The organism is Pseudomonas zhanjiangensis (assembly GCF_041027545.1).
GTDB lineage: Bacteria > Pseudomonadota > Gammaproteobacteria > Pseudomonadales > Pseudomonadaceae > Aquipseudomonas > Aquipseudomonas zhanjiangensis.
Genome location: NZ_JBFTEG010000004.1, coordinates 198,226 through 223,079, shown reverse-complemented (window position 1 = coordinate 223,079; position 24,854 = coordinate 198,226). Strand labels below are relative to the sequence as shown.

The 24,854-nt window shown below is 67.1% G+C and carries 25 protein-coding genes; 16 read left to right on the top strand and 9 right to left on the bottom strand.

The annotated features are described in order from the left end of the window. Nucleotides 1-113: 113 nt before the first annotated feature. On the top strand, nucleotides 114-905 hold the full coding sequence (locus AB5S05_RS08005; RefSeq protein ID WP_369286974.1) for a gamma-glutamyl-gamma-aminobutyrate hydrolase family protein: 792 nt from the start codon (nucleotides 114-116) through the stop codon (nucleotides 903-905). A gap of 124 nt (nucleotides 906-1,029) precedes the next feature. Here AB5S05_RS08005 and AB5S05_RS08000 read toward each other — a convergent pair whose 3' ends face one another. Next, entirely contained in the window at nucleotides 1,030-3,420 is a 2,391-nt protein-coding gene (locus tag AB5S05_RS08000) for a penicillin acylase family protein (protein WP_369286973.1), read from the bottom strand. Nucleotides 3,421-3,530: 110 nt separating this feature from the next. On the opposite strand from AB5S05_RS08000, the gene AB5S05_RS07995 reads away from it, so the two are divergent. Then, the gene (locus AB5S05_RS07995) at nucleotides 3,531-4,538 is read left to right on the top strand and encodes an AraC family transcriptional regulator (RefSeq protein WP_369286972.1); all 1,008 of its coding nucleotides are present in this window, start codon (nucleotides 3,531-3,533) and stop codon (nucleotides 4,536-4,538) included. An 11-nt stretch (nucleotides 4,539-4,549) separates the two neighbouring features. Here AB5S05_RS07995 and AB5S05_RS07990 read toward each other — a convergent pair whose 3' ends face one another. After that, nucleotides 4,550-5,128, bottom strand: coding sequence for a DUF6436 domain-containing protein (locus tag AB5S05_RS07990; RefSeq protein ID WP_369286971.1), 579 nt, complete (start codon nucleotides 5,126-5,128; stop codon nucleotides 4,550-4,552). A 122-nt stretch (nucleotides 5,129-5,250) separates the two neighbouring features. Here AB5S05_RS07990 and bipL point away from each other — a divergent pair, with 122 nt between their 5' ends. After that, nucleotides 5,251-6,183: a phospholipase BipL gene (bipL, locus tag AB5S05_RS07985; RefSeq protein ID WP_369286970.1), complete on the top strand. Its 933-nt coding sequence runs from the start codon at nucleotides 5,251-5,253 to the stop codon at nucleotides 6,181-6,183. 4 nt (nucleotides 6,184-6,187) lie between these two features. Here the strand turns inward: bipL and AB5S05_RS07980 are convergent, their stop codons facing one another. Next, nucleotides 6,188-6,952, bottom strand: a complete 765-nt coding sequence (locus tag AB5S05_RS07980; protein WP_369286969.1) for a DUF2059 domain-containing protein — start codon at nucleotides 6,950-6,952, stop codon at nucleotides 6,188-6,190. A 106-nt stretch (nucleotides 6,953-7,058) separates the two neighbouring features. On the opposite strand from AB5S05_RS07980, the gene AB5S05_RS07975 reads away from it, so the two are divergent. Continuing rightward, nucleotides 7,059-7,682: a 2OG-Fe(II) oxygenase gene (locus AB5S05_RS07975; RefSeq protein WP_369286968.1), complete on the top strand. Its 624-nt coding sequence runs from the start codon at nucleotides 7,059-7,061 to the stop codon at nucleotides 7,680-7,682. Between the two features lie 42 nt (nucleotides 7,683-7,724). Here the strand turns inward: AB5S05_RS07975 and AB5S05_RS07970 are convergent, their stop codons facing one another. Further along, nucleotides 7,725-8,627: a transcriptional regulator GcvA gene (locus AB5S05_RS07970; protein WP_369286967.1), complete on the bottom strand. Its 903-nt coding sequence runs from the start codon at nucleotides 8,625-8,627 to the stop codon at nucleotides 7,725-7,727. A 273-nt stretch (nucleotides 8,628-8,900) separates the two neighbouring features. Here AB5S05_RS07970 and AB5S05_RS07965 point away from each other — a divergent pair, with 273 nt between their 5' ends. The 7 genes from AB5S05_RS07965 (at nucleotide 8,901) to AB5S05_RS07935 (ending at nucleotide 14,853) form a co-directional block, all read left to right on the top strand. Next, nucleotides 8,901-9,965 carry a quaternary amine ABC transporter ATP-binding protein gene (locus AB5S05_RS07965; protein WP_369286966.1) on the top strand — a complete coding sequence of 355 codons (1,065 nt, stop codon included), beginning with the start codon at nucleotides 8,901-8,903 and terminating at the stop codon, nucleotides 9,963-9,965. Then, entirely contained in the window at nucleotides 9,955-11,274 is a 1,320-nt protein-coding gene (locus AB5S05_RS07960) for an ABC transporter permease (RefSeq protein WP_369286965.1), read from the top strand. Before AB5S05_RS07965 ends, AB5S05_RS07960 begins: the two co-directional genes overlap by 11 nt. Before the next feature lie 73 nt (nucleotides 11,275-11,347). Next, nucleotides 11,348-12,367, top strand: coding sequence for an ABC transporter substrate-binding protein (locus AB5S05_RS07955; RefSeq protein WP_369286964.1), 1,020 nt, complete (start codon nucleotides 11,348-11,350; stop codon nucleotides 12,365-12,367). 72 nt (nucleotides 12,368-12,439) lie between these two features. Further along, complete coding sequence (locus tag AB5S05_RS07950) at nucleotides 12,440-13,168, top strand: aldolase (RefSeq protein WP_369286963.1); 729 nt, start codon at nucleotides 12,440-12,442, stop codon at nucleotides 13,166-13,168. 19 nt (nucleotides 13,169-13,187) lie between these two features. Further along, nucleotides 13,188-13,757 carry an HD domain-containing protein gene (locus AB5S05_RS07945; RefSeq protein ID WP_369286962.1) on the top strand — a complete coding sequence of 190 codons (570 nt, stop codon included), beginning with the start codon at nucleotides 13,188-13,190 and terminating at the stop codon, nucleotides 13,755-13,757. A 109-nt stretch (nucleotides 13,758-13,866) separates the two neighbouring features. Then, nucleotides 13,867-14,382 (top strand): 2-thiouracil desulfurase family protein, encoded by a 516-nt coding sequence (locus AB5S05_RS07940; RefSeq protein ID WP_369286961.1) that lies wholly within the window; start codon nucleotides 13,867-13,869, stop codon nucleotides 14,380-14,382. A gap of 36 nt (nucleotides 14,383-14,418) precedes the next feature. Then, nucleotides 14,419-14,853, top strand: a complete 435-nt coding sequence (locus AB5S05_RS07935; protein WP_438943553.1) for a DUF4399 domain-containing protein — start codon at nucleotides 14,419-14,421, stop codon at nucleotides 14,851-14,853. A gap of 52 nt (nucleotides 14,854-14,905) precedes the next feature. On the opposite strand, the gene gltS is transcribed toward AB5S05_RS07935, so the two are convergent. Both gltS and serA read right to left on the bottom strand, forming a co-directional pair. Further along, on the bottom strand, nucleotides 14,906-16,126 hold the full coding sequence (gene gltS / locus AB5S05_RS07930; protein ID WP_369286960.1) for a sodium/glutamate symporter: 1,221 nt from the start codon (nucleotides 16,124-16,126) through the stop codon (nucleotides 14,906-14,908). Nucleotides 16,127-16,229: 103 nt separating this feature from the next. Continuing rightward, complete coding sequence (gene serA, locus AB5S05_RS07925; RefSeq protein WP_369286959.1) at nucleotides 16,230-17,459, bottom strand: phosphoglycerate dehydrogenase; 1,230 nt, start codon at nucleotides 17,457-17,459, stop codon at nucleotides 16,230-16,232. A 187-nt stretch (nucleotides 17,460-17,646) separates the two neighbouring features. Between serA and AB5S05_RS07920 the strand changes: the two genes are divergently transcribed. From AB5S05_RS07920 to AB5S05_RS07910, 3 genes are all read left to right on the top strand, one after another. Next, entirely contained in the window at nucleotides 17,647-19,041 is a 1,395-nt protein-coding gene (locus tag AB5S05_RS07920) for a D-2-hydroxyglutarate dehydrogenase (RefSeq protein ID WP_369286958.1), read from the top strand. A gap of 86 nt (nucleotides 19,042-19,127) precedes the next feature. Further along, nucleotides 19,128-19,793, top strand: coding sequence for a fumarylacetoacetate hydrolase family protein (locus AB5S05_RS07915; RefSeq protein ID WP_369286957.1), 666 nt, complete (start codon nucleotides 19,128-19,130; stop codon nucleotides 19,791-19,793). 104 nt (nucleotides 19,794-19,897) lie between these two features. Further along, entirely contained in the window at nucleotides 19,898-20,824 is a 927-nt protein-coding gene (locus AB5S05_RS07910) for an SdiA-regulated domain-containing protein (protein ID WP_369286956.1), read from the top strand. Between the two features lie 48 nt (nucleotides 20,825-20,872). Here the strand turns inward: AB5S05_RS07910 and AB5S05_RS07905 are convergent, their stop codons facing one another. Both AB5S05_RS07905 and rpiA read right to left on the bottom strand, forming a co-directional pair. Next, on the bottom strand, nucleotides 20,873-21,205 hold the full coding sequence (locus tag AB5S05_RS07905) for a YegP family protein (RefSeq protein ID WP_369286955.1): 333 nt from the start codon (nucleotides 21,203-21,205) through the stop codon (nucleotides 20,873-20,875). Nucleotides 21,206-21,274: 69 nt separating this feature from the next. Next, the gene (gene rpiA / locus AB5S05_RS07900; protein ID WP_369286954.1) at nucleotides 21,275-21,949 is read right to left on the bottom strand and encodes a ribose-5-phosphate isomerase RpiA; all 675 of its coding nucleotides are present in this window, start codon (nucleotides 21,947-21,949) and stop codon (nucleotides 21,275-21,277) included. A gap of 141 nt (nucleotides 21,950-22,090) precedes the next feature. Here rpiA and ilvA point away from each other — a divergent pair, with 141 nt between their 5' ends. Together ilvA and AB5S05_RS07890 are read left to right on the top strand one after the other, a co-directional pair. Further along, on the top strand, nucleotides 22,091-23,611 hold the full coding sequence (gene ilvA / locus AB5S05_RS07895; protein WP_369286953.1) for a threonine ammonia-lyase, biosynthetic: 1,521 nt from the start codon (nucleotides 22,091-22,093) through the stop codon (nucleotides 23,609-23,611). After that, complete coding sequence (locus AB5S05_RS07890) at nucleotides 23,611-24,054, top strand: DUF2269 family protein (protein ID WP_369286952.1); 444 nt, start codon at nucleotides 23,611-23,613, stop codon at nucleotides 24,052-24,054. The genes ilvA and AB5S05_RS07890 overlap by 1 nt, the downstream gene beginning before the upstream one ends. A gap of 65 nt (nucleotides 24,055-24,119) precedes the next feature. On the opposite strand, the gene AB5S05_RS07885 is transcribed toward AB5S05_RS07890, so the two are convergent. Then, a complete protein-coding gene (locus AB5S05_RS07885) occupies nucleotides 24,120-24,773 on the bottom strand; it encodes a histidinol-phosphatase (RefSeq protein WP_369286951.1) in 654 nt (217 codons plus the stop codon). Nucleotides 24,774-24,854: the final 81 nt, after the last annotated feature.

The window sequence follows — 24,854 nt, the reverse complement described above, 5'->3', positions numbered from 1 at the left end:
CCGCCGCAGTCGCTTGCGCGGGCGGCAATTCCGGTACCAACAGGCGGCCTCCAGGCCATGTGGACGCCGCCTGCAAAAAAAACGGCAGGCCCCAGCCTGCCCCAAGGTGATTTATGTCCAACAACAACACTGGCAATACCCAGAGCAATCCCCGCAAGCCCGTCGTCCTGATGTCCATGGGCATGCAAGAGCGCAAGGGCCATGAGTACCAAGTGATGACCCACAAGTACATGGCCCCGCTGGTCGAGTTCTCCGGCTGCGTCCCGCTGCTGGTTCCGACCTGCTTCGGCACCGCCGATCTCGAGCAATACCTTTCCCTGGCCGACGGCGTGTACCTGACCGGCGCCGGCAGCAATATCGATCCGAGCCTCTACGGCCAGGACAACCTCACCCCGGACAAGGCCCAGGACCGCGATCGCGACCTGTTCGACCTGCCGCTGATCAAGGCGGCCGTGCAGCGCGGGCTGCCGATCTTCGGCATCTGCCGTGGCATGCAGGAGATGAACATCGCCTTCGGTGGCGACATCCACCAGAAGCTCTATGCGGTCGAGGGGTTCAACGATCATCGCGAAGACAGCAGCACGCCGCCGGCCGAGCAATACGCCGACCGCCACAGCGTGCGCCTGGTGCCCAATACCTGGCTGGCCGAATTGCTGGGGCAGGAGGAAATCCCGGTCAACTCGCTGCACGGACAGGGCATCGGCACCCTGGGCGAGGGCCTGCAGGCGCTGGCCCATGCTGAAGACGGCGTGATCGAAGCCATCCATGCCCCGGACCTGCCGCAATTCACCCTCGGCGTGCAGTGGCACCCCGAATGGCTGGCGGCGCAGAACCCCCACTCCATTCGCCTGTTCGAGGCATTCGGCCAAGCCTGCCGACGCAGCGCGGCGCAGCGCGGCCGCTAGCTGTCGCCGGGCCGGGCGCCGGGGTTGCCCTGGCGCCCGGCTTCCCCGTCGCGAGCCGGCGGCGGGTCTGCCCTTTGACGTCTCTTGTGCCCCCCCGGCGCGCCGCCGCAGCGGGGCCTGGGCGCTATTGCGCCTGCCGGGGCGGCAGCAACCGCAGGGTGCTGCGGGTGTGCGCCGCCACATCCGCCGGGTCCAGGTGCTGTGGCTGGTAGCGCCCGGCAATATAAGCTTCGGCCTGGTCGCTGTAGTGCGCGTCGAAGGGCACGCCGCTCTGTCCCACCGGGTTGCTGCCCAGCGCCGTGCTGGCATCGGCGAGGTCGATCAGGCGCCGGGTCGAGGGGCCGTAGACCACCGACCAGGGCGCCGCACCGAGCTTGTGCGACAGGTTGTTCGGCGTCTCGTGGCCGCCGGGGGCGGCGAAGGGGCCGACGTTGAGCAGCCAGCTCAGCGGCTGCTGGCGCCCCAGCGGGTGGCCGTGGGTGAGGCTGTGCAGCGCTCCCCAGCGCCACGCGGCCGGGTTCTCGCCGAGGCTGCTGCTGAGTTGGGCGATGCTCGCCTGCCAGGCGGCGCGCACGATATCCGCGCGACGCTCCACCGCCTCGGTGCGACGGTCGTCCCACCAGGGCGAGGTGCGGTCGGCGCACAGCCGCGGCAAGGCGCTGTCGAGTACGCGGGTGGACAGCAGGTTGTCATAGAAGGCCGGGTCGAGTTCATCGGCCATGGCCTTTTCGCTCAGCTGGTAGAGCAGCTGGTTGAACAGGCTGGCGGCGGTCGAATCCAGGCTGTGGTCGCCGTTCCAGCCGGCCAGCTGCTCGACTAGGTCGCGCTCGCGCGGGTTCGCCGCGGCGCCGCGCAGATCGTCGAGAATCGGCGCCAGCAGGCGCTGGGCGTAGCCGCTGCCGGGGTCGAGCTGCAGGGCCTGGCTGTTTTCCAGGTCCCACTTCACCGAGGCGTCGGCCAGGCGCTGGTCCAGGCGCTGGCCGCGGTCCGGCAGGTTGTAGTAGCCGGGAATCGCCAGGCCGCTGGGCGATTGCGGCTGGAAGTTGGCCGAGACGATATAGCCGCGTGGCGGGTTCTCCTCCTGGGGATTGGCGCTGAACGGATAGAAACCGTCCTTCTCGGCCTCGCCGCCGGCGCCGTCGAGAATGAAGCTCGGGTTGACCCCGGCCGGGCGCCGCGGCAGCTTGGCCGCCGCCCACCAGCCGATGTCGCCGGCGGCGTTGGCCCAGACCACGTTGAGCCCCGGTGCCTCGATCTTCTCCACCGCGGCGCGCGCCTTGGCCAGGCTGTCGGCGCGGTTGAGCCGATAGAAGCCCTCGAGGATCGGGTTGTCGGTCTCGAGGAAGGCCCACCACAGGGCGATCGGCGTCTGCCCGGCGGTGGCGCCGAGGGCCTCGTTGATCAGCGGGCCATGGGGCGAGCGGCGCAGGGTCAGGGTGACGGGCTCGGCGTCCTTGACCCGGATGACTTCCTCGCGGCGCTGCAGGTCGACCCACTGGCCGCGGTACCAGACCTGCTCGGGGTTGTCCGGGTTGAGCCGCTCGGCGATCAGGTCGACGTCGTCGTTCTGGAACATGGTCAGGCTCCAGGCGAAGTCGCGGTTGTGCCCCAGCGAGGCGACCGGGTTGAGCGCCTGATGGTGGCCGTACAGCTCGAAGCCCGGGTAGCTCAGCTGCGCCTCGTACCACACCGCCGGCACGGCGAAGCGGATGTGCGGGTCGCCAGCCAGCAGCGGCTTGCCGCTGGCGGTGCGGCTGCCGGATACCGCCCAGGCGTTGCTGCCCTCGAACTGCGGCAGGCCGGCATCGCTCAGCGCCCGGTGGCTGAGGCTGGCCAGCGCGCCCAGGTCGCGCCAGTCGCCGGCGCTCAGCGGCTGGTCGAGCACGCCCTGCGGGCGCCAGTCGAGGTCGAACACCCGCAGGTAGTCGGCGCCCAGGCGGTCGCGCACATAGCTGAGCACCGGCTCGGTGCGAAAGGCCGCGGCGAAGCTGTAGGCCATGTAGCCGGCCACGCTGAGGGTGTCGGCGACCGTGAAGGGGCGCGGCTCGATGCCCAGCAGGTCGAACTCCAGGGGCCTGGCGCCCTTGGCCTGATACTGGTTGATGCCGTCCAGGTAGGCCTGCAGGGCCTGCCCGGACGGGCTGTTCAGGTCCAGTTTGCGCGCATAGGCGTCGGCGTGGGCGCGGATGCCGAGGGTGCGGAACAGGCGGTCGGTGTCGACCAGTTGGCTGCCCAGGACCTCGGCCAGCTCGCCGCGAGCCAGGCGGCGCAGCATCTCCATCTGGAACAGGCGGTCCTGGGCGTGGACGAAGCCCAGGGCGCGGTACATATCGATCTCGTGCCGGGCCTGGATATGCGGTACGCCGCGTTCGTCGTAGCGCACCTCGACCGCAGCCTGCAGGTGCTCGAGCACCCGCTCGCCAGCGCGCTGCGGCTGCTTGCTGTGCAGGTACCAGGCGCTGCCGGCGGCGGTGGCGGCGACGATCAGGGCGAGGGCGGTCAGGCGGCGTTTCATCGGCTCATCCTCAGGGTGATGTGGCGGGCATTGTGCGCAGCGTTTCGGCTGCTGGCATTGACCAAATGCACCAGGGCCTGCAAGTCTTTGGTCAATCATATGGAGAAGCCATGCCCGCCAGCGCCGCCCTGACCCATTCGCCGACCCTGCGCCGCCTGCTCTACGAGGCCCTGGCCGATCTCGGCCTGGACCCGACCGATACCTACAGGCGCGCCTACCGGGGCCTGCCCCTGGCGCCGCCGCTGCTCGAAGCGCGCGAGGGGCATGACAACGCGCCGCGCTTCTGGCAGGCGCTGGAAGGCATCAGTGGCGATGCCGACATCGGCCTGCACCTGGGCGAACGCATGCGCCCGCGGCCCATGGATGTGGTCGGCTACCTGCTGCTGGCCAGTCGCGACCTGCGCCAGGCGCTGGAGTGCTTCGTGCGCTTCCAGCACATCCTTTCCGGCGGCTTCGCCGCACGCCTGGAGGAGCACGAGCAGACCGCGCGGCTGATCATCGACCTCAACTACCGTGGCATCGGCTCGCTGCGCCAACAGATGGAGTGCCTGGCGGTGCTGCTGCGCAAGATGCTGGCCAGCGTCAGCGACGATGAGTTCAGCCTCACGGCCATCGAATTCCGTCATCCTCAGCCGCGCCGCCTCGGCGAGCATCGGCGCCTGCTCGGCCTGACCCCGCGCTTCGCCCAGGCCCACGATGCCCTGTTGTTTCCGCAGGCGTTGCTCGCTCGGCCGTCGCGCAGCGCCAATCCGCGGCTGTTCGCCTTGCTCTGCGCCGAGGCCGAGCGCGAGTTGGCCGAACTGGCCGAGAACCAGCTGCTCAACCGGGTGCGCTACTGGCTGGCGCTCAACCTGGGCCTGCAGGCCTGCAGCCTGGTCGCCTGTGCGCGGGCGCTGGGCCTCTCCGGCGGGGCGCTGCAGCGGGCGCTGGCCGAGCAGGGCAGCAGCTTTCGCGCCCTGCACGACGAGGTGCGGCGTCTGCGCGCGCTGGAACTGCTGGAGGCCGGCCAGGCGATTCGCGACGTGGCGCGGGCCTGCGGCTTCGCCGAGCTGTCGCCGTTCTACCGGGCGTTCCGCCGCTGGCAGGGGCAAACCCCGCAGGCCTGGCTGGCGCGCTGAGGGCCCTTCGCTCAGTCGTCGCCGGCCTGCCAGTCGCAGAAACAGCCCAGCGCCAGGGTGTTGCTGGCGTTCACCGTGCGCCCGGCGGCCAGGGCCTCGAGTATCGGCTCGATGAAGCTGTTGCTCGAATTGCAGGTGAGGCCCTCGCTGTAGGGGCCGAAATAGGCCAGCTGACCCTGCCTGTCCCAGATGGCCACGGCCGGGCTGGCCGGCAGCTGGTCGGACCCGGGCAGCTGCGGCAGGGGCTCCAGGGAGCCCAGGCTGGCCGGCAAGGGGGCGGTGCTGCCGGGCTTGCGCACGACATGGAAGGTCACCCCTTTGTGCGCGAACTGCTCGAACAGCTCGGCCAGGTGCTGCTGGTTGCCGACGTTGCACGGGCAGGCCGGGTCCCAGAAATGCACCAGGCGGATCGGGCCGGGCCCCGCCAGCTCATCGGGCAGGCGCAATTCGGCACCCGAGAACAGCGCCGCCCGTTCGTCGAAGGGCCTCAGGTAGCGGGCCTGGAACCACTGGTAGGCGGCGAGCAGGGCGCCGCAACAGAGCAGGGCGATCAGGCCGGTGAGCAGGGTCTTGCGGCTGGGACGGGGCATGGCGACGCATCTGGCGGGGGACGGCATAGCTTGCCATGGCCGGCTCGCCAGCAGAATATTGGCAGTTGGCCGGGCGCTGCTGACAGCGCCCGGAAAGCCTGTGCGAATGATTGGAAAGCCCCATGCCAGAACGTTTTCAGCCCGATGACCTGAGTGCCAGCCTGCGACCCTTGGACGCGGCAACCGGGGCGTCGGCGCACGAGCAGGCCTATCTCCGCTTCTACGGCCTGGAGTCGGTACCGGCCCGGCAATTCCGTCTGGGCTACTTCCAGGTGGCCGGCTACCGCATCGCCGCCCAGGTCTGGTGGCCGGCGCAGCCGCGGGCGACGCTGATCCTGGTGCATGGCTACTACGACCACAGCGGTCTGTACCGCCATGTGGTCGAGTGGGCGCTGCAGATGGGCTTTGCCGTGCTGGCGTTCGACCTGCCGGGGCATGGACTGTCCAGTGGCGCGCGCGCCAGCATCGACGACTTCTCCGAGTACCAGCTGGTGCTCCAGGGTGCGCTGTTGCAGGCCGCCGACCTGGGGCTGCCGCAGCCTTGGCACCTGTGTGGGCAGAGCACCGGCGGGGCCATCCTGATCGACTACCTGCTCAACGGCCAGCCGGCGCCGGAGGTGGGCCGCACCATTCTCCTGGCGCCGCTGGTGCGGCCGCGGGCTTGGGGCTGGTCGCAGCTCAGTTACCGCCTGCTCAGGCCGTTCGTTCGTGAGATTCCCCGGCGTTTCAGCGACAACTCCAACGATCCGGCGTTCGTCGAGTTCGTCGAGCACGGCGACCCCTTGCAGCCGCGCAGCCTGCCAACCGCCTGGGTCGGTGCCTTGAGCCAGTGGGTGCCGCGCATCGAGAAGGCGCCGCGCAGCGAGCGCAGCCCGCTGATCGTCCAGGGTGAGGCGGACATGACGGTGGACTGGGCGCACAACCTCGAGGTGCTCAAGGGCAAGTTCGCCGAGCCGGAGATTCTGCGCCTGGCGCAGGCGCGCCATCACCTGGCCAACGAGTCGGAGGCCTTGCGCCGGCGCTATTTCGACTTTCTGCGCGAACGCCTGGACTGAACCTTCAGCTGCCCTGGACCGGCATCAGGCTGCTGGCGGGCTGGCCCACGGCCAGGCTCGCCCGCAGCGCCGCGAGGGCGGCCTGGTAGTAGGCCTGGCCGGCGCTGGACTGGGCGAACTCGACGAACTGCTCCAGCTCCGGATCGGACAGCTCGCGATAGACATGCAGCAGGGTGTTGTCCAGGTCGCTGGCGATCTGCTCGACCAGGCGCTGGCGCTGGCTGTCCAGCAGCGTCTGCGCGGCATCACCGCCGAACAGGCCGGGCATCATCTGGCTGAGGCTGTCGGCGGCGACCCCGGCCAGGGCCAGGCTGACCTCGGCGCCGGCTTCGCCGGCCGGCAGCGCCTGGGCCAGGTGGCGGATCAGCAGGCGCCGGGTGGCGTCGGCCTCGCTGCGCGGCAGGCCGTTGGCGTAGCGCGCCAGTTGCTCGCTGCGGGTCGCCAGCAGTTCGGCGGCGACCACCTTGCGGCCCAGCGGCGACTGGAAGAACGCCAGGGCCGGCGCGGGGTCGGCCAGGCTCTGGCGCAGGCTCTGCTGGGCGCGCCGATCCATTGCCAGCGGCGCGAAGCGGCGGTTGCTGTTGTTCACCAGGGCGTCGTAGAGCGCCGGTGGCAGGCTGCCCCGATAGCGCTCCTGGGTGGCGTTCAGGGCGTCGAGAAAGTGCGCCCGCTGCTGTGGCCAGCCGGCGCTCTGGTACAGCTGCAGGTAGGTGTCGGCCAGGCTCGGCAGGCTCAGCAATGACAACAAGACAACACAAAGGGCACGCATACAGACTCCTGTCGGGCGGGCGGCTATTCTCGATGGCGGTTCCGGGCTTGTCGAGCCGCCGTGACGAGCCTGTGAGGCTTGCCGACGGGCTGCTAGAATCGCCGCCATGACCAATACCGCCCCTCTCCCGTTGCTGGCGAACATCGTCGACGACCTGGCCGAACACGGCTGGTCGCTGCAACCGCTGTTCGCTTCTCAGACTCTGACCCTCGAACTGGCCGAAGAGTGCCGCGCGCGTGCCGCGCAGGGCGCCTTGAGCCCGGCCAACATCGGTCGCGGCAGCACCCAGACGGTCAACGAGGGCATCCGCGGCGACCGAATCCAGTGGCTGGAGCGCGGCCAGTCGGCGGCCTGCGATCGTTACCTGGCGCTGCTCGACGAGCTGCGCCTGGCGCTCAACCGTGGGCTCTACCTGGGCCTGGAGGACTACGAGAGCCACTTCGCCCTGTATCCGCCGGGGGCCTTCTACCAGAAGCACCTCGATCGTTTCCGCGACGATGACCGGCGCACGGTGTCGGCGGTGTTCTACCTCAATCAGGACTGGCAGCCCGGCCAGGGCGGCGAATTGCGTCTGTACCTGGCCGACGGCAGCACCCGTGACGTGCTCCCCGAAGCCGGCAGCCTGCTGGTGTTCCTCTCCGCCGACATGCCGCACGAGGTGCTGCCGGCCAGCCGCGAACGCCTGTCGCTGACCGGCTGGTTCCGCCGCCGCGGCCCCGGCCTGTCCTAAGCGGCGGCGCACCACACTGTGAGTGCGCGTCCCGGCCCTCCCTCACTCGCCGATGGCGCCGTCGACGGCCGCTTGCGCGTGTAGCCAGTCGATGAAGTCCCTGACCAGCGGGCGCTGGCGCGCGGCCGGCGGGCAGATGACGTAGTAGCCCAGCCCGGTGTCGATGCAGTGGGCGAAGGGCCTGACCAACCGTCCCGCCGCCAGGTGGTTGGTGACCAGGGCCAGGCCGCACAGGGCGATGCCCTGACCGTCGATCGCGGCCTGGGTCAGTACGTTGGTGTCGTCGATGACGATGCCGCTCTCCGCCTTGATCTCCTGGTCCCCCGCCGTCGTCAGCCACTGGCGCCAGCCGTCGTAGTCGCAGTCGTGCAGCAGCGTGTGCCGGGCCAGATCGGCCGGCGTACGCAGCGGTTGTGCGCCCTCCAGCAGGGCGGGGCTGCAGACCGGGGTAAAGGCCAGCCCCATCAGCCGTTCCGCGCTCAGGTTGGGCCAGTCGTCGCGCCCCCAGCGCACCGCCAGATCGAGCTCCTCGCGGGCGAAGTCGACCCGATGGCGGGAGTGATGCAGGCGCAGGTCCACCCCCGGATGCTGCGCCCAGAAGCGCCCGAGGCGGGGCGACACCCAGTTGGCGCCGAAGGAGGGCTCCAGGCCGACCGTCAGCGTGTGCTTGCCCTCGTCGGCGCGCAGGGTGGCCAGGGTGTCGGCGATCCGGGCGAAGGCGTCCTGCACCACCGGTAGCAGGGTCTGGCCCTCGTCGGTCAGGCGCAGCTTGCGGATCATGCGCTGGAACAGGGGCATGCCCAGGTGCTCCTCCAGCAGCTTGATCTGGTGGCTGACGGCGGCCTGGGTGACGTTCAGTTCCTCGGCCGCGCGGGTGAAACTCAGGTGGCGGGCGGCGGCCTCGAAGCCGCGCAGGAGATTGAGGGGCGGAAGACGCTGGCTCATGGTTGTGCTCTATGGATTACCGTGGCTAATCCATTAGATCAATATTGATTGATTGTCAATGCGCCTGATCGAGATTTAAATCCAGACAAGTCGCGGTTGAAAGCACTCGTGTGCGGCCTGTTCTCAACTTCCGACGAATAAGCAGGAATTATCGATTGCGTGCGACGCGCGGCCTCGACAGGTCGTGCGCCCAAGACCGGCCCCGCAGGCAGGGCTCGAGTCAGAAAACAAGAAAGGCATGACCGACATGCCAGTTGCCGAGAGGAAAGCGTGATGACGGGTAGCCAGCAGGCGGCCATCGAGTGCCGCAATGTGTGGAAGATTTTCGGTTCGCGGGCCGACGAGGCATTGGCCGCGATCCGCACCGAGGGACTGGACAAGGATCAGGTGCGTGAGCGTTACGGCTGCGTGGTGGGGGTGGCCGATGCCAGCTTCAGCGTGGCCGAGGGTGAGATCTTCTGCATCATGGGCCTGTCGGGCTCGGGCAAGTCGACCTTGGTGCGGCATATCAACCGCCTGATCGAGCCCACCGCCGGCGAAATCCTCATCGACGGCGGCGACATCAACCAGCTGGGCGCCGAGGCGCTGCGTCAGGTGCGTGCCGAGAAGATCGGCATGGTGTTCCAGCACACCGCCCTGTTGCCGCACCTGACGGTGCGCGACAACGTCGCCCTGAGCCTGGAGCTGCGCGGGGTCGACAAGGAAACCCGGATCAAGGTGGCCGAGGCCAAGCTGGCCCTGGTGCAGCTGAGCGGCTGGGAGGAGCGCATGCCGGGCGAGCTGTCCGGCGGCATGCAGCAACGGGTCGGCCTGGCCCGGGCGATGGCCGCCGATCCGCGGGTGTTGCTGATGGATGAGCCCTTCAGCGCCCTGGACCCATTGATCCGCCGGCAGCTGCAGGACCAGTTCCTCGAGCTGGCGGCGGTGATGAAGAAGACCACGCTGTTCATCACCCACGACCTGGACGAGGCCATCCGCATCGGCAATCGCATCGCCATCATGAAGGACGGGCGGGTGGTTCAGGTCGGCACCCCGGAGCAGATCATCACCGCCCCGGCCGACGACTATGTGGCCGAGTTCGTCGAGGGCATCTCCCGCCTGCATCTGGTCAGCGCCCGCAGCGTGATGCAGCCGATCGCCGCCTACCGCGCCAGTCACGGCGAGCCGCCGGCGGGCTGCCCCACCGCCGGCCCCGACGCCGACCTCGACCAGCTGACCGATCTGGCCGTGTGCGGCGACAAGCCGATCCTCATCGTCGCCGCCGGCCAGGCCGTCGGTATCGTCACCACCCGCGACCTGTTGCGCGGCATTCAGGGGGAGAGCAGCCATGCACACTGACACCCGCCAGCAAGCTCCCTTGCAAGAGTTCGCCCACCGCTCCGCCGACTACTACGCCGAGGCGTTCGCGCGGCTGGGCGAGAAGGGCTGGGCGGCGCTGCCGTTCAACCTCGCCGCCACCCTGCTTGGCCCGCTGTGGGCCGCGGCCCGCGGGCTCTGGTGGCTGTTCTGGCTGGCCGCCGGGGCCGATGTGGCGGCGCTGATCCTGCTTGCCCGGGCCCTGTGGAGCGAGCCTGCGACCTCCAGCCTGTTGGCCGGCGGCGTGCTACTGCTGCTGGCGGCGCGGCTGCTGCTGGGTTTTGGCGCTAACGTCGCCTATCAGGCGCGCTATGTGCGCTGGCGCATCGATCGCCGGCTGAGCCACGGTCTGTCGAGCTGGCGGGTGGCCCAGGGGGCGCTGCTGATGGCCGCCACCTACCCGCTGACCATCTATCGCTTCGGCGCGCCGACGGTCTCGGCATGGGTCACCGAGTTTCCGACTCGCGAGGGCATCGCCAGCCAAACGGCCGAGGTCATCGATGCGGCGGTGGAGTGGCTGACGGTCAATTTCGAGGGGTTGTTCGAGGTCATTACCCTGAGCGTGCGCGCCATCCTCGATGCCCTGGAGCTGATGTTCGTCGGCACGCCCTGGCCGGTGATGGCCCTGATCGTGCTGCTGTTGGCCTGGCGCCTGGCCGGCTCACGGGTGCTGATCTTCACCGCCGCGTCGCTGCTCTATCTCGGCCTGTTCGGCTTCTGGGAAAAGGCCATGAGCACCATCGCCCTGGTGGCTGCCTCGGTGTTCATCTGCCTGCTGCTGGGCACCCCCATCGGCATCTGGTGCGCCAAGAGCCGGCGGGCCAATGCGCTGATCACGCCGATCCTGGACATGATGCAGACCATGCCCTCGTTCGTTTACCTGATCCCGGCCATCGCCTTCTTCTCCATCGGCAAGCCGCCGGCCGTGCTGGCCACCGTGGTGTTCGCCATGCCGCCGATGATCCGCCTGACCACCCTGGGCATTCTGCAGGTACCCGAGGCCGTCAAGGAGGCGATGCTCTCCTTCGGCGCCAGCCCCCGGCAGATCCTGTTCAAGGCGGAGCTGCCGCTGGCGGTGCCCTCGATCATGACCGGGGTCAACCAGGCCATCATGATGAGCCTGTCCATGGTGGTGGTGGCCGCGCTGATCGGCGCCGGCGGCCTGGGCTACGACGTGCTGTTTTCCCTGCAGCACCTGGAGACCGGCAAGGGCCTGCTCGCCGGTATCGCCATCGTCCTCAGCGCCATGGTTCTGGACCGCATCGTCCAGGGCCGGCGCAGCAAGAGCTGAGCCCGCCAGGGCCAAGCAAGATCGTCATCGATTCCAACCAAGGCGTGCACTACAACAACAAGAGGTATAGGCAATGTTAAAGACTGCAGTGAAATCCCTGCTTCTGGCTTCGGCCCTGGCCGTCGGCACCAGTGCCGTGGCGAAGGAAACCATCAGCATCGGCGAGCTGTCCTGGGACGGCGCCCGCGGCATTCAGTCGGTACTCAAGCTGGTCATGGAGGAACGCCTGGGGGTCGACGTGAGGATAGTCGCCGTCGATCAGCCGCTGATGTTCATGAGCATGGACAAGGGCCGCGGCAGCGTCGATGTGCTCCCCGATCTGTGGATGCCGCAGCACGGCGAGCAGTGGCAGAAGTACATCGCGCCGGGCTCCAGGGAGAGCGTGGTGGTCAACGAGCACCCCTACACCGGGACTCAGGGCCTGTTCATCCCCGGCTACATTCAGGACAAGTACGGCATCACCTCGATCGAACAGCTGGCCGACCCCGAGGTGGCCAAGCTGTTCGATCAGGACGGCGACGGCAAGGGCGACCTCTGGCCGGGCGATCCGAGCTGGGATTCGACCAAGGCCGAATTGGTCAAGGCCAAGAGCTTTGGCTACGACCAGCACTTCAAGGCGCTAGAGATCCCCGATGCGATCTTCAAGGGCTACCTGAAGAAGGCCTTCCGCAAGGAAGTGGGCATCCTCTTCTACTACTGGGCGCCGGAGTGGATCTTCGCCGAATACGACCTGCGTCAGCTCAAGGAACCCAAGTTCGACGGCTATGCCATGGACAGCAAGAAGGACGATCCGCAGTACAACCCCCAGGGCTGCTGGAACATGGCCGATACCTCGAGCAGCGACTGGCTGGCCAAGAGCGAGGTCAAGTGCGGCTGGCAGGACGGCACCGTCTACGTGGCCTACTCCAAATCCCTCGAGCAGCGCTCGCCCAGGGTGGCGAAATTTCTCAAGCGGGTGAGCTTCGACCCGCAGGTGATCAACCAGTGGATCCTCAAGATCGGTCGTGACAAGGAAGCGCCCATGGCCGTGGCCAAGGCCTGGGTCAGCGCCCACCCGGACCAGATCAACGCCTGGCTGGCCGAGACCGACTAGCAACCGACGCGGGCTGGCGGCGAAGGCCGCCGGTCCGGCCATTCACTGCACGACTCACAGGGGGAGCAACCCATGCACGAGCATGTCACGCAAGCGCGTATCGATCTCGCCGCGGCATTTCGCTGGGCCGCCCGGCTCGGCTTCCATGAGGCGGTGGCCAATCACTTCAGCCTGGCCCTGACCGAGGACGGCTCGCGTTTCCTGATCCAGCCGCGCGGGCGGCATTTTTCCAGGGTGCGCGCCAGCGAACTGTTGGTGGTCGATGCCGACGGGCGCGTGCTCGAGGGCGCAGGCGCCGTCGATCCCACCGCCTTTCACATCCATTCGGCCATTCACCGCGGCGTGCCGCAGGCACGCTGCATCCTGCATACCCACATGCCCTATGCCACGGCGCTGGCCTGCATCGAGGGCGGGCGCCTGGAGCCGATCAGCCAGAACGCCCTGCGGTTCCATGGGCGCATCGCCTACGACGAGGATTTCGCCGGCATGGCCCTGGCGAGCGACGAAGGGGCGCGCCTGTGCGCGGCGCTGGGCGACAAGCCGGTGCTGTTCATGGGCAATCACGGCGTCACCGTGGCAGGCGCCAGCGTCGCCGCGGCCTTCGATGAACTGTATTTCCTCGAGAAGGCCTGCGAAACCCAGATCCTGGCCATGTCCAGCGGACGGCCGCTGAAGCGGGTGCCGCACGCCATCGCCGAGAAGACCTGTAAGCAGTGGCTGGAGTACCCGGACCTGGCCCAGCTCCATTTCACCGAACTCAAGCGCATCCTCGATCAGGAGGAGCCCGACTATGCCGACTAAACCACCAAGGAGTACGCCAATGCCTGCACCTACCTTCACCTGTTTCACCGAGGCCCGCGCCGAGGACTGGCTGGCCATCGAAAAGCACTGCGACGAATACGAACGGGGCCTGGCCGATCGCGTCCTGGCCCATCTGCAGACGCTCAAGGGCAATGCCCTGGGCTTTCCGGTCGACCGCTACGAGCACTCCCTGCAGGCGGCCACCCGCGCGCTGCGCGATGGTGAAGACGAGGAAACGGTGGTCTGCGCCCTGCTGCACGACATCGGCGATGACCTGGCCCCCTACAATCATGGCGAGCTGGCCGCGGCCATCCTCAAGCCCTATATCTCGGCGGAGAACCACTGGATGCTGGCCAAGCATGCCATCTTCCAGGGCTACTACTTCTTCCATCACCTGGGCCGCGACCGCCATGAGCGCGACAAGTACCGCGACCATCCGGCCTTCGAGCGCACCACGCGCTTCTGCGAGCGGTGGGATCAGGCGGCCTTCGATCCCGACTACGATACCCTGCCGCTGGAGGCCTTCGAACCCATGGTTCGGCGGATCTTCGCCCGGCCCTCCTATGCCGGGGCCAAGGCGGCGGCCTAGGACCGCCGACGGCGCAGGGAAGCGCTGCACGGGTCTCGCCCGGACCGCTGGCTTGTGCTTATCCGCCAGGGCATTTAGGGTCGAGCGATTCGAACTGGAGTCGCATCTCATGCAGAAAATCCTGGTCAGTCGTTGCCTGCTGGGCCACCGGGTGCGTTACGACGGCGGTGCCCACGGCCCGTTCGGCCTGCTCGAGCGCTGGCAGGCCGAGGGGCGGGTGGTCGCCCTGTGCCCCGAGGTGGCCGGCGGCTTGCCGACGCCACGCCCACCGGCGGAGATTCCCGGTGGCCAGGGCGGCCTGGTGCTCGATGGCGAGCGGCCGGTGCTGTGCGCCGACGGCGCCGAGGTCAGCGCCGCCTTCGTCGCCGGTGCCGAGCAGGCGCTGGCGCTGGTTCGCCGGCACGGCATCCGCCTGGCCGTGCTCAAGGCGCGCAGCCCCTCCTGCGGCAACCTGGAGAACTACGACGGCAGTTTCACCGGCACCCGGGTCGCTGGCGAGGGGGTCACCGCGGCGGCCCTGCGGCGCGCCGGGGTACGGGTCTTCAACGAGGAACAGCTGACCGAGGCGGCTTGCGCACTGGCCGTGCTAGACGAGGTGGCGGGCGAGGGCGCGTCACTGGACTAGAGTCATAGCTTCTCGTCTTGCTTTGAGGTATCCGCCATGAATCCCGTGCTCGCCCGTCTTGGTCTGTTCGCCGCGCTGCTCGCGCCCCTCGCTTCGGCCTGGGCGGAAATGCCGCGCACCCCCGCGCCGGAAGGCGCGCAGGTGTACTTTATCGAACCGGCCGACGGCGCCAGCGTGGGGCAGAGTTTCACCGTCAAGTTCGGCCTCAAGGGCATGGGCGTGGCACCGGCCGGCACGGATGCGCCCGCCACCGGCCACCACCATCTGCTGGTGGATGTCGCCGAATTGCCGGCCATGGACATGCCGCTGCCGGCCACCGACAACATCCGCCATTTCGGCAAGGGCCAGACCGAGACCGAACTGAGCCTGGCGCCGGGCCAGCACAGCCTGCAGCTGCTGGTCGGCGACAAGAACCATGTGCCGTTCGATCCGCCGGTGATGTCGCAGAAGATCAGCATTACCGTGCAGTAGCCCGGTTGTCGCGGCGCTGCTGCAGCGGCGCAGCCTGCCTGCGCAGGCGTATTCAGCCGGCGCCGCCGAACCAGCCGAGACCCAGCAGCGTCTGCACCAGGGTGGCGTTGGCGATGTCGATGAAGAAGGCGCCGAGCAGGGGTATCACCAGGTAGGCCTTGGGGCTGGGGCCGAAGCGGCCGGTTACCGCATTCATGTTGGCGATGCCCACCGGTGTGGCGCCCAGGCCCATGCCGATAAAGCCGGCGCTGATACAGGCCGCGTCGTAGTCGCGCCCGAGCAGGGGGAAGATCAGCCATACGCTGAACAGGGCGATCACCACGGCCTGGATCAGCATCACCAGGCTGATCATGCCCAGCGCGCCCTGCAGCGACAGCAGCGGCAGGCTGATCAGGCTCATGCCGAGAAACAGCTGCAGGCTCAGTTCGCCCATCAGCTGGATGGGCCGTTGATCCACTTCGACCTTGCACAGCTCCAGACCGTTGCTCAGCAGGATGCCGAGGAACATGGCGGTCAGAAAGGCTGGCAGGCGCGTGCCCAGCGCGGCGAGCCAGTCGTACACGGCCGCGCCCAGGGCGAAGCACAAGGCCATCAGCAGCACCGCGGTCAGCAGGCTGTTGAGGTCGATCAGGTAGGTGGTGCGCTTGCCGACCTCGATGTGCGGCAGCTCGGGCTCCTGGCGGGCCGGCGACAGTCGGTGCCGGCGGATCAGGAAGGCCGCGACCGGGCCGCCGATCAGCCCGCCGCTGATCAATCCGGCCGTGGCGAAGGTCATGCCCAGGGTGCTGGCATTGGCCAGGCCGAAGTGCTCCTCGAACAGCTTGCCCCAGGTCAGCGCGGTGCCGTGGCCGCCGGCCAGGGAAATGCTGCCGCCAATCAGGCCGTACAGCGGGCTTTCCCCGGCGAGCATGGCCAGCGCCGTGCCGGTGAGGTTCTGGAACAACAGGAACAGCACGGCCAGGCCCAGCAGGATCGCTAGCGCCTTGCCGCCCTCGAGCATCTGACGCAGCCGGGCCGAGAGGCCGACGGTGCTGAAGAAGCCGATCAGCAGCAGGTCGCGCAGTTGCAGGTCGAAGCGGATCTGCCAGCCGCTGGCCCATTCCAGCAGCGCCACCAGCGTGCTGATCAGCAAGCCGCCGCTGACCGCGGGCGGAATATTGAAGCGGTTGAGCAGGCCGATCCTGTGGTTGATCCGATAACCCAGCCAGAGCGCCACTATGGCCAGCGCCAGGGTGCTGGCGGTGTTGATCAGCATGAGCGGGGAGTCTTGCATGGGCTACCCTTGAGCGCCTGGTCCCTTGCAGCTTAGTCGGGCCGGCAAGGCGCGCATGAAAAAGGGAGGCCTGCGCCTCCCTCCGTGTCCCGCCGGTGCGCCCTTAGAACAGCACGCGGCTGCGGATCGTGCCGTGGACCTGCTGGAGCTTCTCCAGGGCCAGGTCTGAGTAGTCGGCATCGACGTCGATCACCACGTAGCCGACCTTGTCGTTGGTCTGCAGGTACTGGCCGGAGATGTTGATGTCGTTGTCGGCGAACACCTTGTTGATCTCGCTCATCACGCCCGGCACGTTGGCGTGGATGTGCAGCAGGCGGTGCTTGCCCGGATGCGACGGCAGGGCCACCTCGGGGAAGTTGACCGAAGACACCGAGGTGCCGTTGTCGCTGTACTTGACCAGCTTCTCCGCCACTTCCAGGCCGATGTTGGCCTGGGCCTCGGCGGTGGAACCGCCGATGTGCGGGGTCAGGATCACCCGGTCGAGGCCGCGCAGCGGGCTCTCGAATTCCTCATTGTTGGCCCGCGGCTCGACCGGGAACACGTCGATGGCGGCGCCGATCAGGTGCTCGTCCTTGATCGCCGCGGCCAGGTGCTCCAGCTCGACCACGGTGCCGCGGGCGGCGTTGATCAGGATGCCGCCCTTCTTCATCGCACGGATCTCCCGTTCGCCGATCATCCACTGGGTGGAGGGCAGCTCGGGCACGTGCAGCGAGACGATGTCGCACAGGCCCAGCAGTTCGTGCAGGTTGCCGATCTGGGTGGCGTTGCCCAGTGGCAGCTTGGTCACGGTGTCATAGAAGTACACCTGCATGCCCAGCGCTTCGGCCATCACCGACAGCTGGGTGCCGATCGAGCCGTAGCCGACGATGCCGAGCTTCTTGCCGCGGATCTCGAAGGAGTTGGCCGCGCTCTTGATCCAGCCGCCACGGTGGCAGGAGGCGTTCTTCTCGGGAATCCCGCGCAGCAGCAGGATGGCTTCGGCCAGCACCAGTTCGGCCACCGAGCGGGTGTTCGAGTAGGGCGCGTTGAACACGGCGATACCGCGCTCGCGGGCGGCGTCCAGGTCGACCTGGTTGGTGCCGATGCAGAAGCAGCCGACGGCCACCAGCTTGCTGGCACAGTCGAAGATCTCGGCGGTCAGCTGGGTGCGCGAGCGGATGCCGATGAAGTGGGCATCGGCGATCCTTTCCTTGAGCTCGGCTTCCGGCAGTGAGCCGGTCAGGTACTCGATGTTGGTGTAGCCGGCAGCCTTCAGGGTGTCCACGGCATTCTGGTGGACGCCTTCGAGAAGAAGGAACTTGATCTTGCTCTTGTCGAGAGAGGTCTTGCTCATCGGAGTACCTGTTGTCCCACAAATAGTGTCAGGAGAGGCGTCAGCGGCAGTGCTGACCGGACCCGGCAAATCGGCGCGAGGGGCACGATTCGCGGGAGGCGTATGCTAGCATGATCTCCTTTTTCCATGCTCGGTTGCGACCTGAATGGTTCTCAGGGCGACCATGAATCGTTTGAGAGTTCACTTGATGACCACTGCTGCCCTGATCGAAGAGCTGAAGACCCTGGTTGAGCCCGGCAAGGTGCTGACCGACGCCGATTCCCTCGAGGCCTACGGCAAGGACTGGACCAAGCATTTCGCCCCGGCGCCGACCGCCATCGTGTTTCCCAAGAGCATCGAACAGGTCCAGGCGATCGTGCGCTGGGCCAATCAGCACAAGGTCGCCCTGGTGCCGTCCGGTGGCCGTACCGGCCTGTCGGCCGCCGCCGTCGCGGCCAACGGGGAGGTCGTAGTCGCGTTCGACTATATGAACCAGATTCTTGCCTTCAACGAGTTCGACCGCACTGCGGTGTGCCAGCCCGGCGTGGTGACCAAACAGCTGCAGCTGTTCGCCGAGGACAAGGGCCTGTACTACCCGGTGGACTTCGCCTCCAGCGGCTCCAGCCAGTTGGGCGGCAACATCGGCACCAATGCCGGCGGGATCAAGGTGATTCGCTACGGCATGACCCGCAACTGGGTCGCCGGGCTCAAGGTGGTCACCGGCACCGGCGAACTGCTGGAGCTGAACCGCGACCTGATCAAGAACGCCACCGGCTACGACCTGCGCCAGCTGTTCATCGGCGCCGAAGGCACCCTGGGTTTCGTGGTGGAAGCCACCATGCGCCTGGATCGCGCGCCGCAGAACCTCACCGCCATGGTCCTGGGTGCGACCGATGTCGACTCGATCATGCCGGTGCTGCATGCCTTCCAGGGCAAGCTGGACCTGACCGCCTTCGAGTTCTTCTCCGACAAGGCCCTGGCCAAGGTGCTCGGCCGCGGCGATGTGCCGGCGCCGTTCGAGACCGAATGCCCCTTCTATGCCCTGCTGGAATTCGAGGCCACCACCGAAGAGGTGGCCGAGGCCGCCCTGGCCACTTTCGAACATTGCGTCGAGCAGGGCTGGGTGCTCGACGGCGTGATGAGCCAGAGCGAGCAGCAATTGCAGAACCTGTGGAAACTGCGCGAGTACATCTCCGAGACCATCAGCCACTGGACTCCGTACAAGAACGACATCTCGGTAACCGTGTCGAAGGTGCCGGCCTTCCTCCACGACATCGACCGCATCGTCGGTGAACACTATCCGGATTTCGAGATCGTCTGGTTCGGCCATATCGGCGACGGCAACCTGCACCTGAACATCCTCAAGCCGGACAACCTGAGCAAGGACGAATTCTTCGCCAAGTGCGCCACGGTCAACCAGTGGGTGTTCGAGACCGTGGAGAAGCACAACGGCTCAATCTCCGCCGAGCATGGCGTGGGCATGACCAAGCGCGATTACCTGCACTACAGTCGCAGCGCGGCGGAAATCGGCTACATGAAGGCGATCAAGGCAGTGTTCGACCCCAACGGCATCATGAACCCGGGCAAGATCTTCCCGCTCTGAGCCGCTCATCCCTTGGTAGCAGTGACCGCCGCCACAGCCACCGGCAGTAACGGCGGTCGAGCCTCGCATCCCATCAGGAGTCGCCCATGAGTTATCAGCACCAGTATGTCGACGGAACCCATATCCACTTCCCGATGGGCAAGGTGGTGTGCATCGGCCGCAACTACGCCGAGCACGCCAGGGAGCTGAACAACCCGGTGCCCAGCGAACCCCTGCTGTTCATCAAGGCCGGTAGCTGCGTGGTACCGCTGGACGAGGGCTTCGCCATCCCCGATGACCGCGGCGCGGTGCACTACGAGGCGGAGATCGCCGTGCTGATCGGCAAGCCGCTGTCGCGCACCCCGGATGCCGAGGAAGTGCGCGACGCCATCACCGGCTTCGCTCCGGCCCTGGACCTGACCCTGCGTGACCTGCAGACCGCGCTCAAGGAGAAGGGCTATCCCTGGGAAATCGCCAAGTCGTTCGACGGCGCCTGCGTGCTGGCGCCCTTCGTGCCCGGTGATGCACTGGAGGATCTAACCGATATCGGCATCCGCCTGAGCATCAACGGCGAGGTGCGCCAGGATGGCAACAGCCGCGACATGCTCAATCCGATCCTGCCGATGGTTCAGCATATCTGCGGTCACTTCAGCCTGCAGCCGGGCGATGTCATCCTCACCGGTACACCGGTCGGGGTCGGTCCGCTGCACAAGGGCGACGCCCTGGAGCTGGAGTTGGTCGGCCATTCGCGTTTCACCAGCCGGGTGCTGTAACTCGACCACCCTGCATGGGGCGCCTGGAGGCGCCCTCGATCGGTCATCGAACCTTAAGCCCTGGTCGCTAGTCTGACGGCCATGGTTCTCTTGAGTCCTGTCCGATGCGCCGTCTGCCTTTGCGTCTCTTGCCTTCGCGCCGCCTGGCGCTGTTGCTGTTGATCCTCGTCGCCGTGCTGCTGGTCGGCTATCAGCGCTGGGAGCAGCGCGCCTGGTACTGGTTCAAGGAGCAGGGCGTCGGTGCCGCCCGCCAGCAGGCGAGCATCTGGCTGCCGGGCTACCGGGTGGTGCTGCAGGGCAAGCCGTTGGCGGGCCTGGAGCATGACGAGACGTCCGGGCTGACCTATAACGCCGCCAGCGACACCCTGTTCACCGTGACCGGCAAGCGTCCGCAACTGGTCGAGCTGTCGCTCGCCGGGGACGTGCTGCGGCGCATCCCGCTCACCGGCTTCGCCGATCCCGAGGGGGTCGAGGTCATCGGCGCGGGGCGTCTGGCGATCATCGACGAACGCCGGCGCAGCCTCACCGCATTCAGGCTGGAGGACGACGCGCTGAGCCTGGATGCGGCCGATTATCCAGCGTTCGACCTGGGCTTCGCCGATGCCGGCAACAAGGGTTTCGAAGGCATCGCCTGGGATTCGCGCAAACAGCAGCTGCTGCTCGGCAAGGAGCGCGGTCCGCTGGGGCTGTTCAGTCTGCCGTTTCCCGGCGAGGACGGCGCGGCAGGGGTGATGCGGGCCTTGCCGGCGGGGCAGCTGTTCGTGCGCGACATCTCCTCGCTGAGCTACGACGCCCGTACCGGCCATTCGCTGGTGTTGTCCGACGAGTCGCGATTGTTGCTGGAGCTGGATGGCGACGGCGAGCCGGTCAGCTTCATCAGCCTGATCGGCGGGCTCAACGGCTTGAGCGAGAGTATCGAGCAGGCCGAAGGGGTGACCATGGACGCGGCAGGCAATATCTATATCGTCGGCGAACCCAACCTGCTCTACGTCTTCAGCAGGAAGCCGCGGACCGAATTGCCGCTCAACTAGTGTTGGCCGCGCCCGGCCCCGTCCAACGGCGGGGCCACTGGCCAGGGTTCAGCTGTCGTCCTGGAGCACGGCGCTCACGGCATTGCGTTTCACCGATTCGACGCCATTGTCGCAACCGGACTGGCTGGCATACAGCTGACTCTGTCCAATCACCTGGCCGTTGGTCGCCTTGAGCACGAAGTGGAACTTGTCGCCGGCGGCGGGTTTGCTCTCGAAGGCACCCTCGCGCTGCGAGTTGTTGCGCACCGAAGCAATGCCGTTGAGCGCCGAGGCCTTGCTCTTGTACAGCTCGCTGGTGAGGATCACCTCGCCGTTGCCGGCGAGCAGGTTGAAGTGAAACTGGCCATCTTTGGCGGTCTTCAGGTGGAACTTGCTGGCCATGGCGGCCTCCTGGTCTGCTGGGGGGAACCTTTAGATCCTAGCGCCCCCAGGCTTTACCGCCAGTCGAGTTCACGGGTTGCTGAGGCGCTTGACCCCTTCGGCGGTGCCGAGCAGCAGCAGGTCGGCCGGACGCGCGGCAAACAGACCGTTGGTGACCACCCCGACGATGTTGTTGATCTGCGCTTCCAGTTCGCGCGGGTTGACGATCGACAGGTTGAACACATCGAGAATCTGGTTGCCGTTGTCGGTGATCACGCCTTCGCGGTACACCGGGTCACCGCCGAGCTTGACCAGTTCGCGGGCAACATGGCTGCGCGCCATGGGAATCACTTCGACCGGCAGCGGGAAGCTGCCGAGCACCGGCACCAACTTGCTGGCATCGGCGATGCAGATGAAGGTTCTGGCCACGGCCGCGACTATCTTCTCGCGGGTCAGCGCGGCGCCGCCGCCCTTGATCAGGTTGAGGTGTTCGTCGCTCTCGTCGGCGCCGTCGACATAGAACTCCAGGTCGCTGACCGAGTTCAGCTCGTACACCGGGATGCCGTGGCCCTTCAGGCGCGCGGCGGTGGCCTCGGAGCTGGCCACGGCGCCGTCGAATTCCATCTTGTGCTTGGCCAGGGCATCGATGAAGCAGTTGGCGGTGGAGCCGGTGCCGACGCCGATGACGCTCTTAGCGTCCAGCTGGGGGAGGATGAAGTCGACTGCAGCCTGGGCGACTGCTTGCTTGAGTTGATCCTGGTTCATCGCGGGTTGTGCGCCTGAGTGAAATCGTGAGGGCAAATTATAGCCGCAAGCGCCGGCAAAACCCCGGGTTTCGTATGGTCGTTCGGCGCGGCCCTGGGGTAGACTCGCTGGCTCCCTTGCCTGAACGCCTGCGAAATCGCCATGCTCGAACAGTACGTCAAGAAGATCCTCACCTCGCGCGTCTATGACGTTGCGGTGGAAACCCCACTGCAAACGGCCAACCAACTGTCCGAACGCCTGGGCAACCAGATTCTGCTCAAGCGCGAAGACCTGCAGCCGGTGTTTTCCTTCAAGATTCGTGGCGCCTACAACAAGCTGGCCCAGCTGTCGGCCGAGGAGCAGGCGCGCGGTGTGGTCACCGCCTCGGCCGGCAACCACGCCCAGGGCCTGGCCCTGGCGGCCAAGGTGCTGGGGGTCAGGGCGACCATCGTGATGCCCAAGACCACCCCGGAGATCAAGGTCCAGGGCGTACGCTCGCGCGGCGGCAAGGTAGTGCTGCACGGCGACAGCTTTCCCGAGGCGCTGGCCTATTCGCTCAGGCTGGTGGAGGAGAAGGGCTTCACCTACATCCACCCCTACGACGACCCGCACACCATCGCCGGCCAGGGCACCGTGGCCATGGAGATCCTCCGTCAGCACCCCGGCCAGCTCGACGCGATCTTCGTGCCGGTGGGCGGCGGCGGCTTGATCGCCGGGATCGCCGCCTACGTCAAGTACCTGCGCCCGGAGGTCAGGATCATCGGCGTCGAGCCGGACGACTCCAACTGCCTGCAGGCGGCGATGGCTGCTGGCGAGCGGGTGGTGCTGCCGAGTGTCGGGCTGTTCGCCGATGGCGTGGCGGTGGCGCAGATCGGCGAGCATACCTTCGCCATCTGCAAGGATCATGTCGACGAGGTGATCACCGTCAGCACCGATGAGATCTGCGCGGCGATCAAGGACATCTACGACGACACCCGCTCGATCACCGAGCCGGCCGGTGCCCTGGCCGTGGCCGGGATCAAGAAGTACGTCGAGCGCGAGGCCTGCAGCGGCCAGGTGCTGGTCGGCATCGACTCGGGCGCCAACGTCAACTTCGACCGCCTGCGCCACGTCGCCGAGCGTGCCGAGTTGGGCGAGAAGCGCGAGGCCATCATCGCGGTGACCATTCCCGAGCGGCCGGGCAGCTTCAAGGCCTTCTGCGAGGCGATCGGCAAGCGCCAGATCACCGAGTTCAACTACCGCTACCACAGTGGCGAAGAGGCACATATTTTCGTTGGCGTGCAGACCCACCCGGAAAGCGACCCGCGCGCGGCCCTGGTGGAGAACCTGCGCGGCCAGGGTTTCCCGGTGGTCGACCTGACCGATAACGAACTGGCCAAGCTGCATATTCGCCACATGGTCGGCGGCCATGCCCAGCGGGTCAGCGACGAGCTGGTGTTCCGTTTCGAGTTTCCCGAGCGCCCCGGCGCGCTGTTCAACTTCCTCCAGCGCCTGGGCGGGCGCTGGAACATCTCGATGTTCCACTACCGCAACCACGGTGCGGCCGATGGCCGGGTGGTCGCCGGCCTGCAGGTGCCCCAGGCCGAGCGTCACCTGGTGCCGGCGGCGTTGGATGCGATCGGCTATCCGTACTGGGATGAGAGCGACAATCCCGCCTACAAACTCTTTCTTGGAAAACCGTGATGGAGCATTACCAGCTGTTGAAGATCGCTCACAGCCTGCCGGCAATCCTGCTGCTGCTGCTGGGCGTGCTGGCCCATGTGCTGATGCTGTGGAAGGCCGCCCGCAGTGGTGATGCGGCGCTGCTGCAGCGCAAGCTCAGGCGCACCCGGCTGATCAGCCTGCCGCTGCTGGGCCTGTTGGCATTGAGCCTGCCGGTCAGCGGCTGGTGGCTGGCCAACCTGGCCGGCCTGCCGTTGTCGCAGACCTGGCTGCTGGCCAGCAGCCTGCTGTTCGCGGTACTGGCGTTGTTCGGCCTTCTGCTGGCCGGTCGCCTCGGCGCCTGGCAGGCGCTGGGCGATGCCCCGGCGCCGACGCGTCTGCTGCGCTTTACCGGCGCCTATGCCGGCCTGCTGGTGATTCTGCTGCTGGCGATCATGGCGCTGATGGGGGCCAAGCCGGCCTGAGTGTTGTAGGGAAACGAAAACGCCGCCTGTTCAGGCGGCGTTTTTCGTTGCGACGCGGGGCGGCTTCAGCGCAGCGAGATGATCGGCCAGCCACGCTGTTCGGCTTCGGCGCGCAGCCTGGGGTCGGGGTCGACCGCCACCGGACGGGTCACCTGCTCCAGCAGGGCCAGGTCGTTCATCGAGTCGCTGTAGAAACAGCTGTCGTCCAGGCTCAAGCCGGTTTCGGCGAGCCAGCGGTTGAGCCGGGTCACCTTGCCTTCCTTGAAGCAGGGCACGTCGGTGGTGCGGCCGGTGTAGCGGCCGCCTGCCATCTCGCATTCGGTCGCCAGCAGGGTGTCGACGCCCAGGCGGGCGGCGATCGGCGCGGTGACGAAGCGGTTGGTGGCGGTGATGATCAGCAGCTTGTCGCCGGCCCGGCGGTGTTCTTCCAGCAGGGCCTCGCCCTTGCTGAGGATGATCGGTTCGATGCAGTCGCGCATGAACTCGCGGTGCCATTGCTCGAGCTGGGCCATCTCGGTGCGGCCGAGGATCGCCAGGCTGAAGTTCAGGTACTCGCGAATGTCCAGACGGCCGGCCAGGTAGTCCTGGTAGAACTCGTCGTTGCGTGCCTTGTAGGCCTCGCCGTCGAGGATGCCGCGCTCGCACAGATAGTCGCCCCAGGCGTGGTCGCTGTCGCCGCCGAGCAGGGTGTTGTCGAGATCGAATAGAGCCAAGCGCACGGGGCAACCTTCCTCACAAGCCAATGAAAGGCGCCCAGAATAACGGCTTTTGCCTGGCATTCCTATTGCAGGGGACGGCCG

What these genes read in the sequence shown, in the direction of transcription:
- AB5S05_RS07935 (WP_438943553.1), top strand. Translation starts at nt 14,419, where the DNA reads ATGAATCCCGTGCTCGCCCGTCTTGGTCTGTTCGCCGCGCTGCTCGCG.
- AB5S05_RS07920 (WP_369286958.1), top strand. Translation starts at nt 17,647, where the DNA reads ATGACCACTGCTGCCCTGATCGAAGAGCTGAAGACCCTGGTTGAGCCC.
- AB5S05_RS07960 (WP_369286965.1), top strand. Translation starts at nt 9,955, where the DNA reads ATGCACACTGACACCCGCCAGCAAGCTCCCTTGCAAGAGTTCGCCCAC.
- AB5S05_RS07940 (WP_369286961.1), top strand. Translation starts at nt 13,867, where the DNA reads ATGCAGAAAATCCTGGTCAGTCGTTGCCTGCTGGGCCACCGGGTGCGT.
- AB5S05_RS08000 (WP_369286973.1), bottom strand. Translation starts at nt 3,420, where the DNA reads ATGAAACGCCGCCTGACCGCCCTCGCCCTGATCGTCGCCGCCACCGCC.
- AB5S05_RS07955 (WP_369286964.1), top strand. Translation starts at nt 11,348, where the DNA reads ATGTTAAAGACTGCAGTGAAATCCCTGCTTCTGGCTTCGGCCCTGGCC.
- serA (WP_369286959.1), bottom strand. Translation starts at nt 17,459, where the DNA reads ATGAGCAAGACCTCTCTCGACAAGAGCAAGATCAAGTTCCTTCTTCTC.
- ilvA (WP_369286953.1), top strand. Translation starts at nt 22,091, where the DNA reads ATGCTCGAACAGTACGTCAAGAAGATCCTCACCTCGCGCGTCTATGAC.
- AB5S05_RS07995 (WP_369286972.1), top strand. Translation starts at nt 3,531, where the DNA reads ATGCCCGCCAGCGCCGCCCTGACCCATTCGCCGACCCTGCGCCGCCTG.
- AB5S05_RS07975 (WP_369286968.1), top strand. Translation starts at nt 7,059, where the DNA reads ATGACCAATACCGCCCCTCTCCCGTTGCTGGCGAACATCGTCGACGAC.
- AB5S05_RS07910 (WP_369286956.1), top strand. Translation starts at nt 19,898, where the DNA reads ATGCGCCGTCTGCCTTTGCGTCTCTTGCCTTCGCGCCGCCTGGCGCTG.
- AB5S05_RS07990 (WP_369286971.1), bottom strand. Translation starts at nt 5,128, where the DNA reads ATGCCCCGTCCCAGCCGCAAGACCCTGCTCACCGGCCTGATCGCCCTG.
- AB5S05_RS07905 (WP_369286955.1), bottom strand. Translation starts at nt 21,205, where the DNA reads ATGGCCAGCAAGTTCCACCTGAAGACCGCCAAAGATGGCCAGTTTCAC.
- AB5S05_RS07915 (WP_369286957.1), top strand. Translation starts at nt 19,128, where the DNA reads ATGAGTTATCAGCACCAGTATGTCGACGGAACCCATATCCACTTCCCG.
- AB5S05_RS07965 (WP_369286966.1), top strand. Translation starts at nt 8,901, where the DNA reads ATGACGGGTAGCCAGCAGGCGGCCATCGAGTGCCGCAATGTGTGGAAG.
- AB5S05_RS07890 (WP_369286952.1), top strand. Translation starts at nt 23,611, where the DNA reads ATGGAGCATTACCAGCTGTTGAAGATCGCTCACAGCCTGCCGGCAATC.
- AB5S05_RS07980 (WP_369286969.1), bottom strand. Translation starts at nt 6,952, where the DNA reads ATGCGTGCCCTTTGTGTTGTCTTGTTGTCATTGCTGAGCCTGCCGAGC.
- gltS (WP_369286960.1), bottom strand. Translation starts at nt 16,126, where the DNA reads ATGCAAGACTCCCCGCTCATGCTGATCAACACCGCCAGCACCCTGGCG.
- rpiA (WP_369286954.1), bottom strand. Translation starts at nt 21,949, where the DNA reads ATGAACCAGGATCAACTCAAGCAAGCAGTCGCCCAGGCTGCAGTCGAC.
- AB5S05_RS07970 (WP_369286967.1), bottom strand. Translation starts at nt 8,627, where the DNA reads ATGAGCCAGCGTCTTCCGCCCCTCAATCTCCTGCGCGGCTTCGAGGCC.
- bipL (WP_369286970.1), top strand. Translation starts at nt 5,251, where the DNA reads ATGCCAGAACGTTTTCAGCCCGATGACCTGAGTGCCAGCCTGCGACCC.
- AB5S05_RS08005 (WP_369286974.1), top strand. Translation starts at nt 114, where the DNA reads ATGTCCAACAACAACACTGGCAATACCCAGAGCAATCCCCGCAAGCCC.
- AB5S05_RS07950 (WP_369286963.1), top strand. Translation starts at nt 12,440, where the DNA reads ATGCACGAGCATGTCACGCAAGCGCGTATCGATCTCGCCGCGGCATTT.
- AB5S05_RS07945 (WP_369286962.1), top strand. Translation starts at nt 13,188, where the DNA reads ATGCCTGCACCTACCTTCACCTGTTTCACCGAGGCCCGCGCCGAGGAC.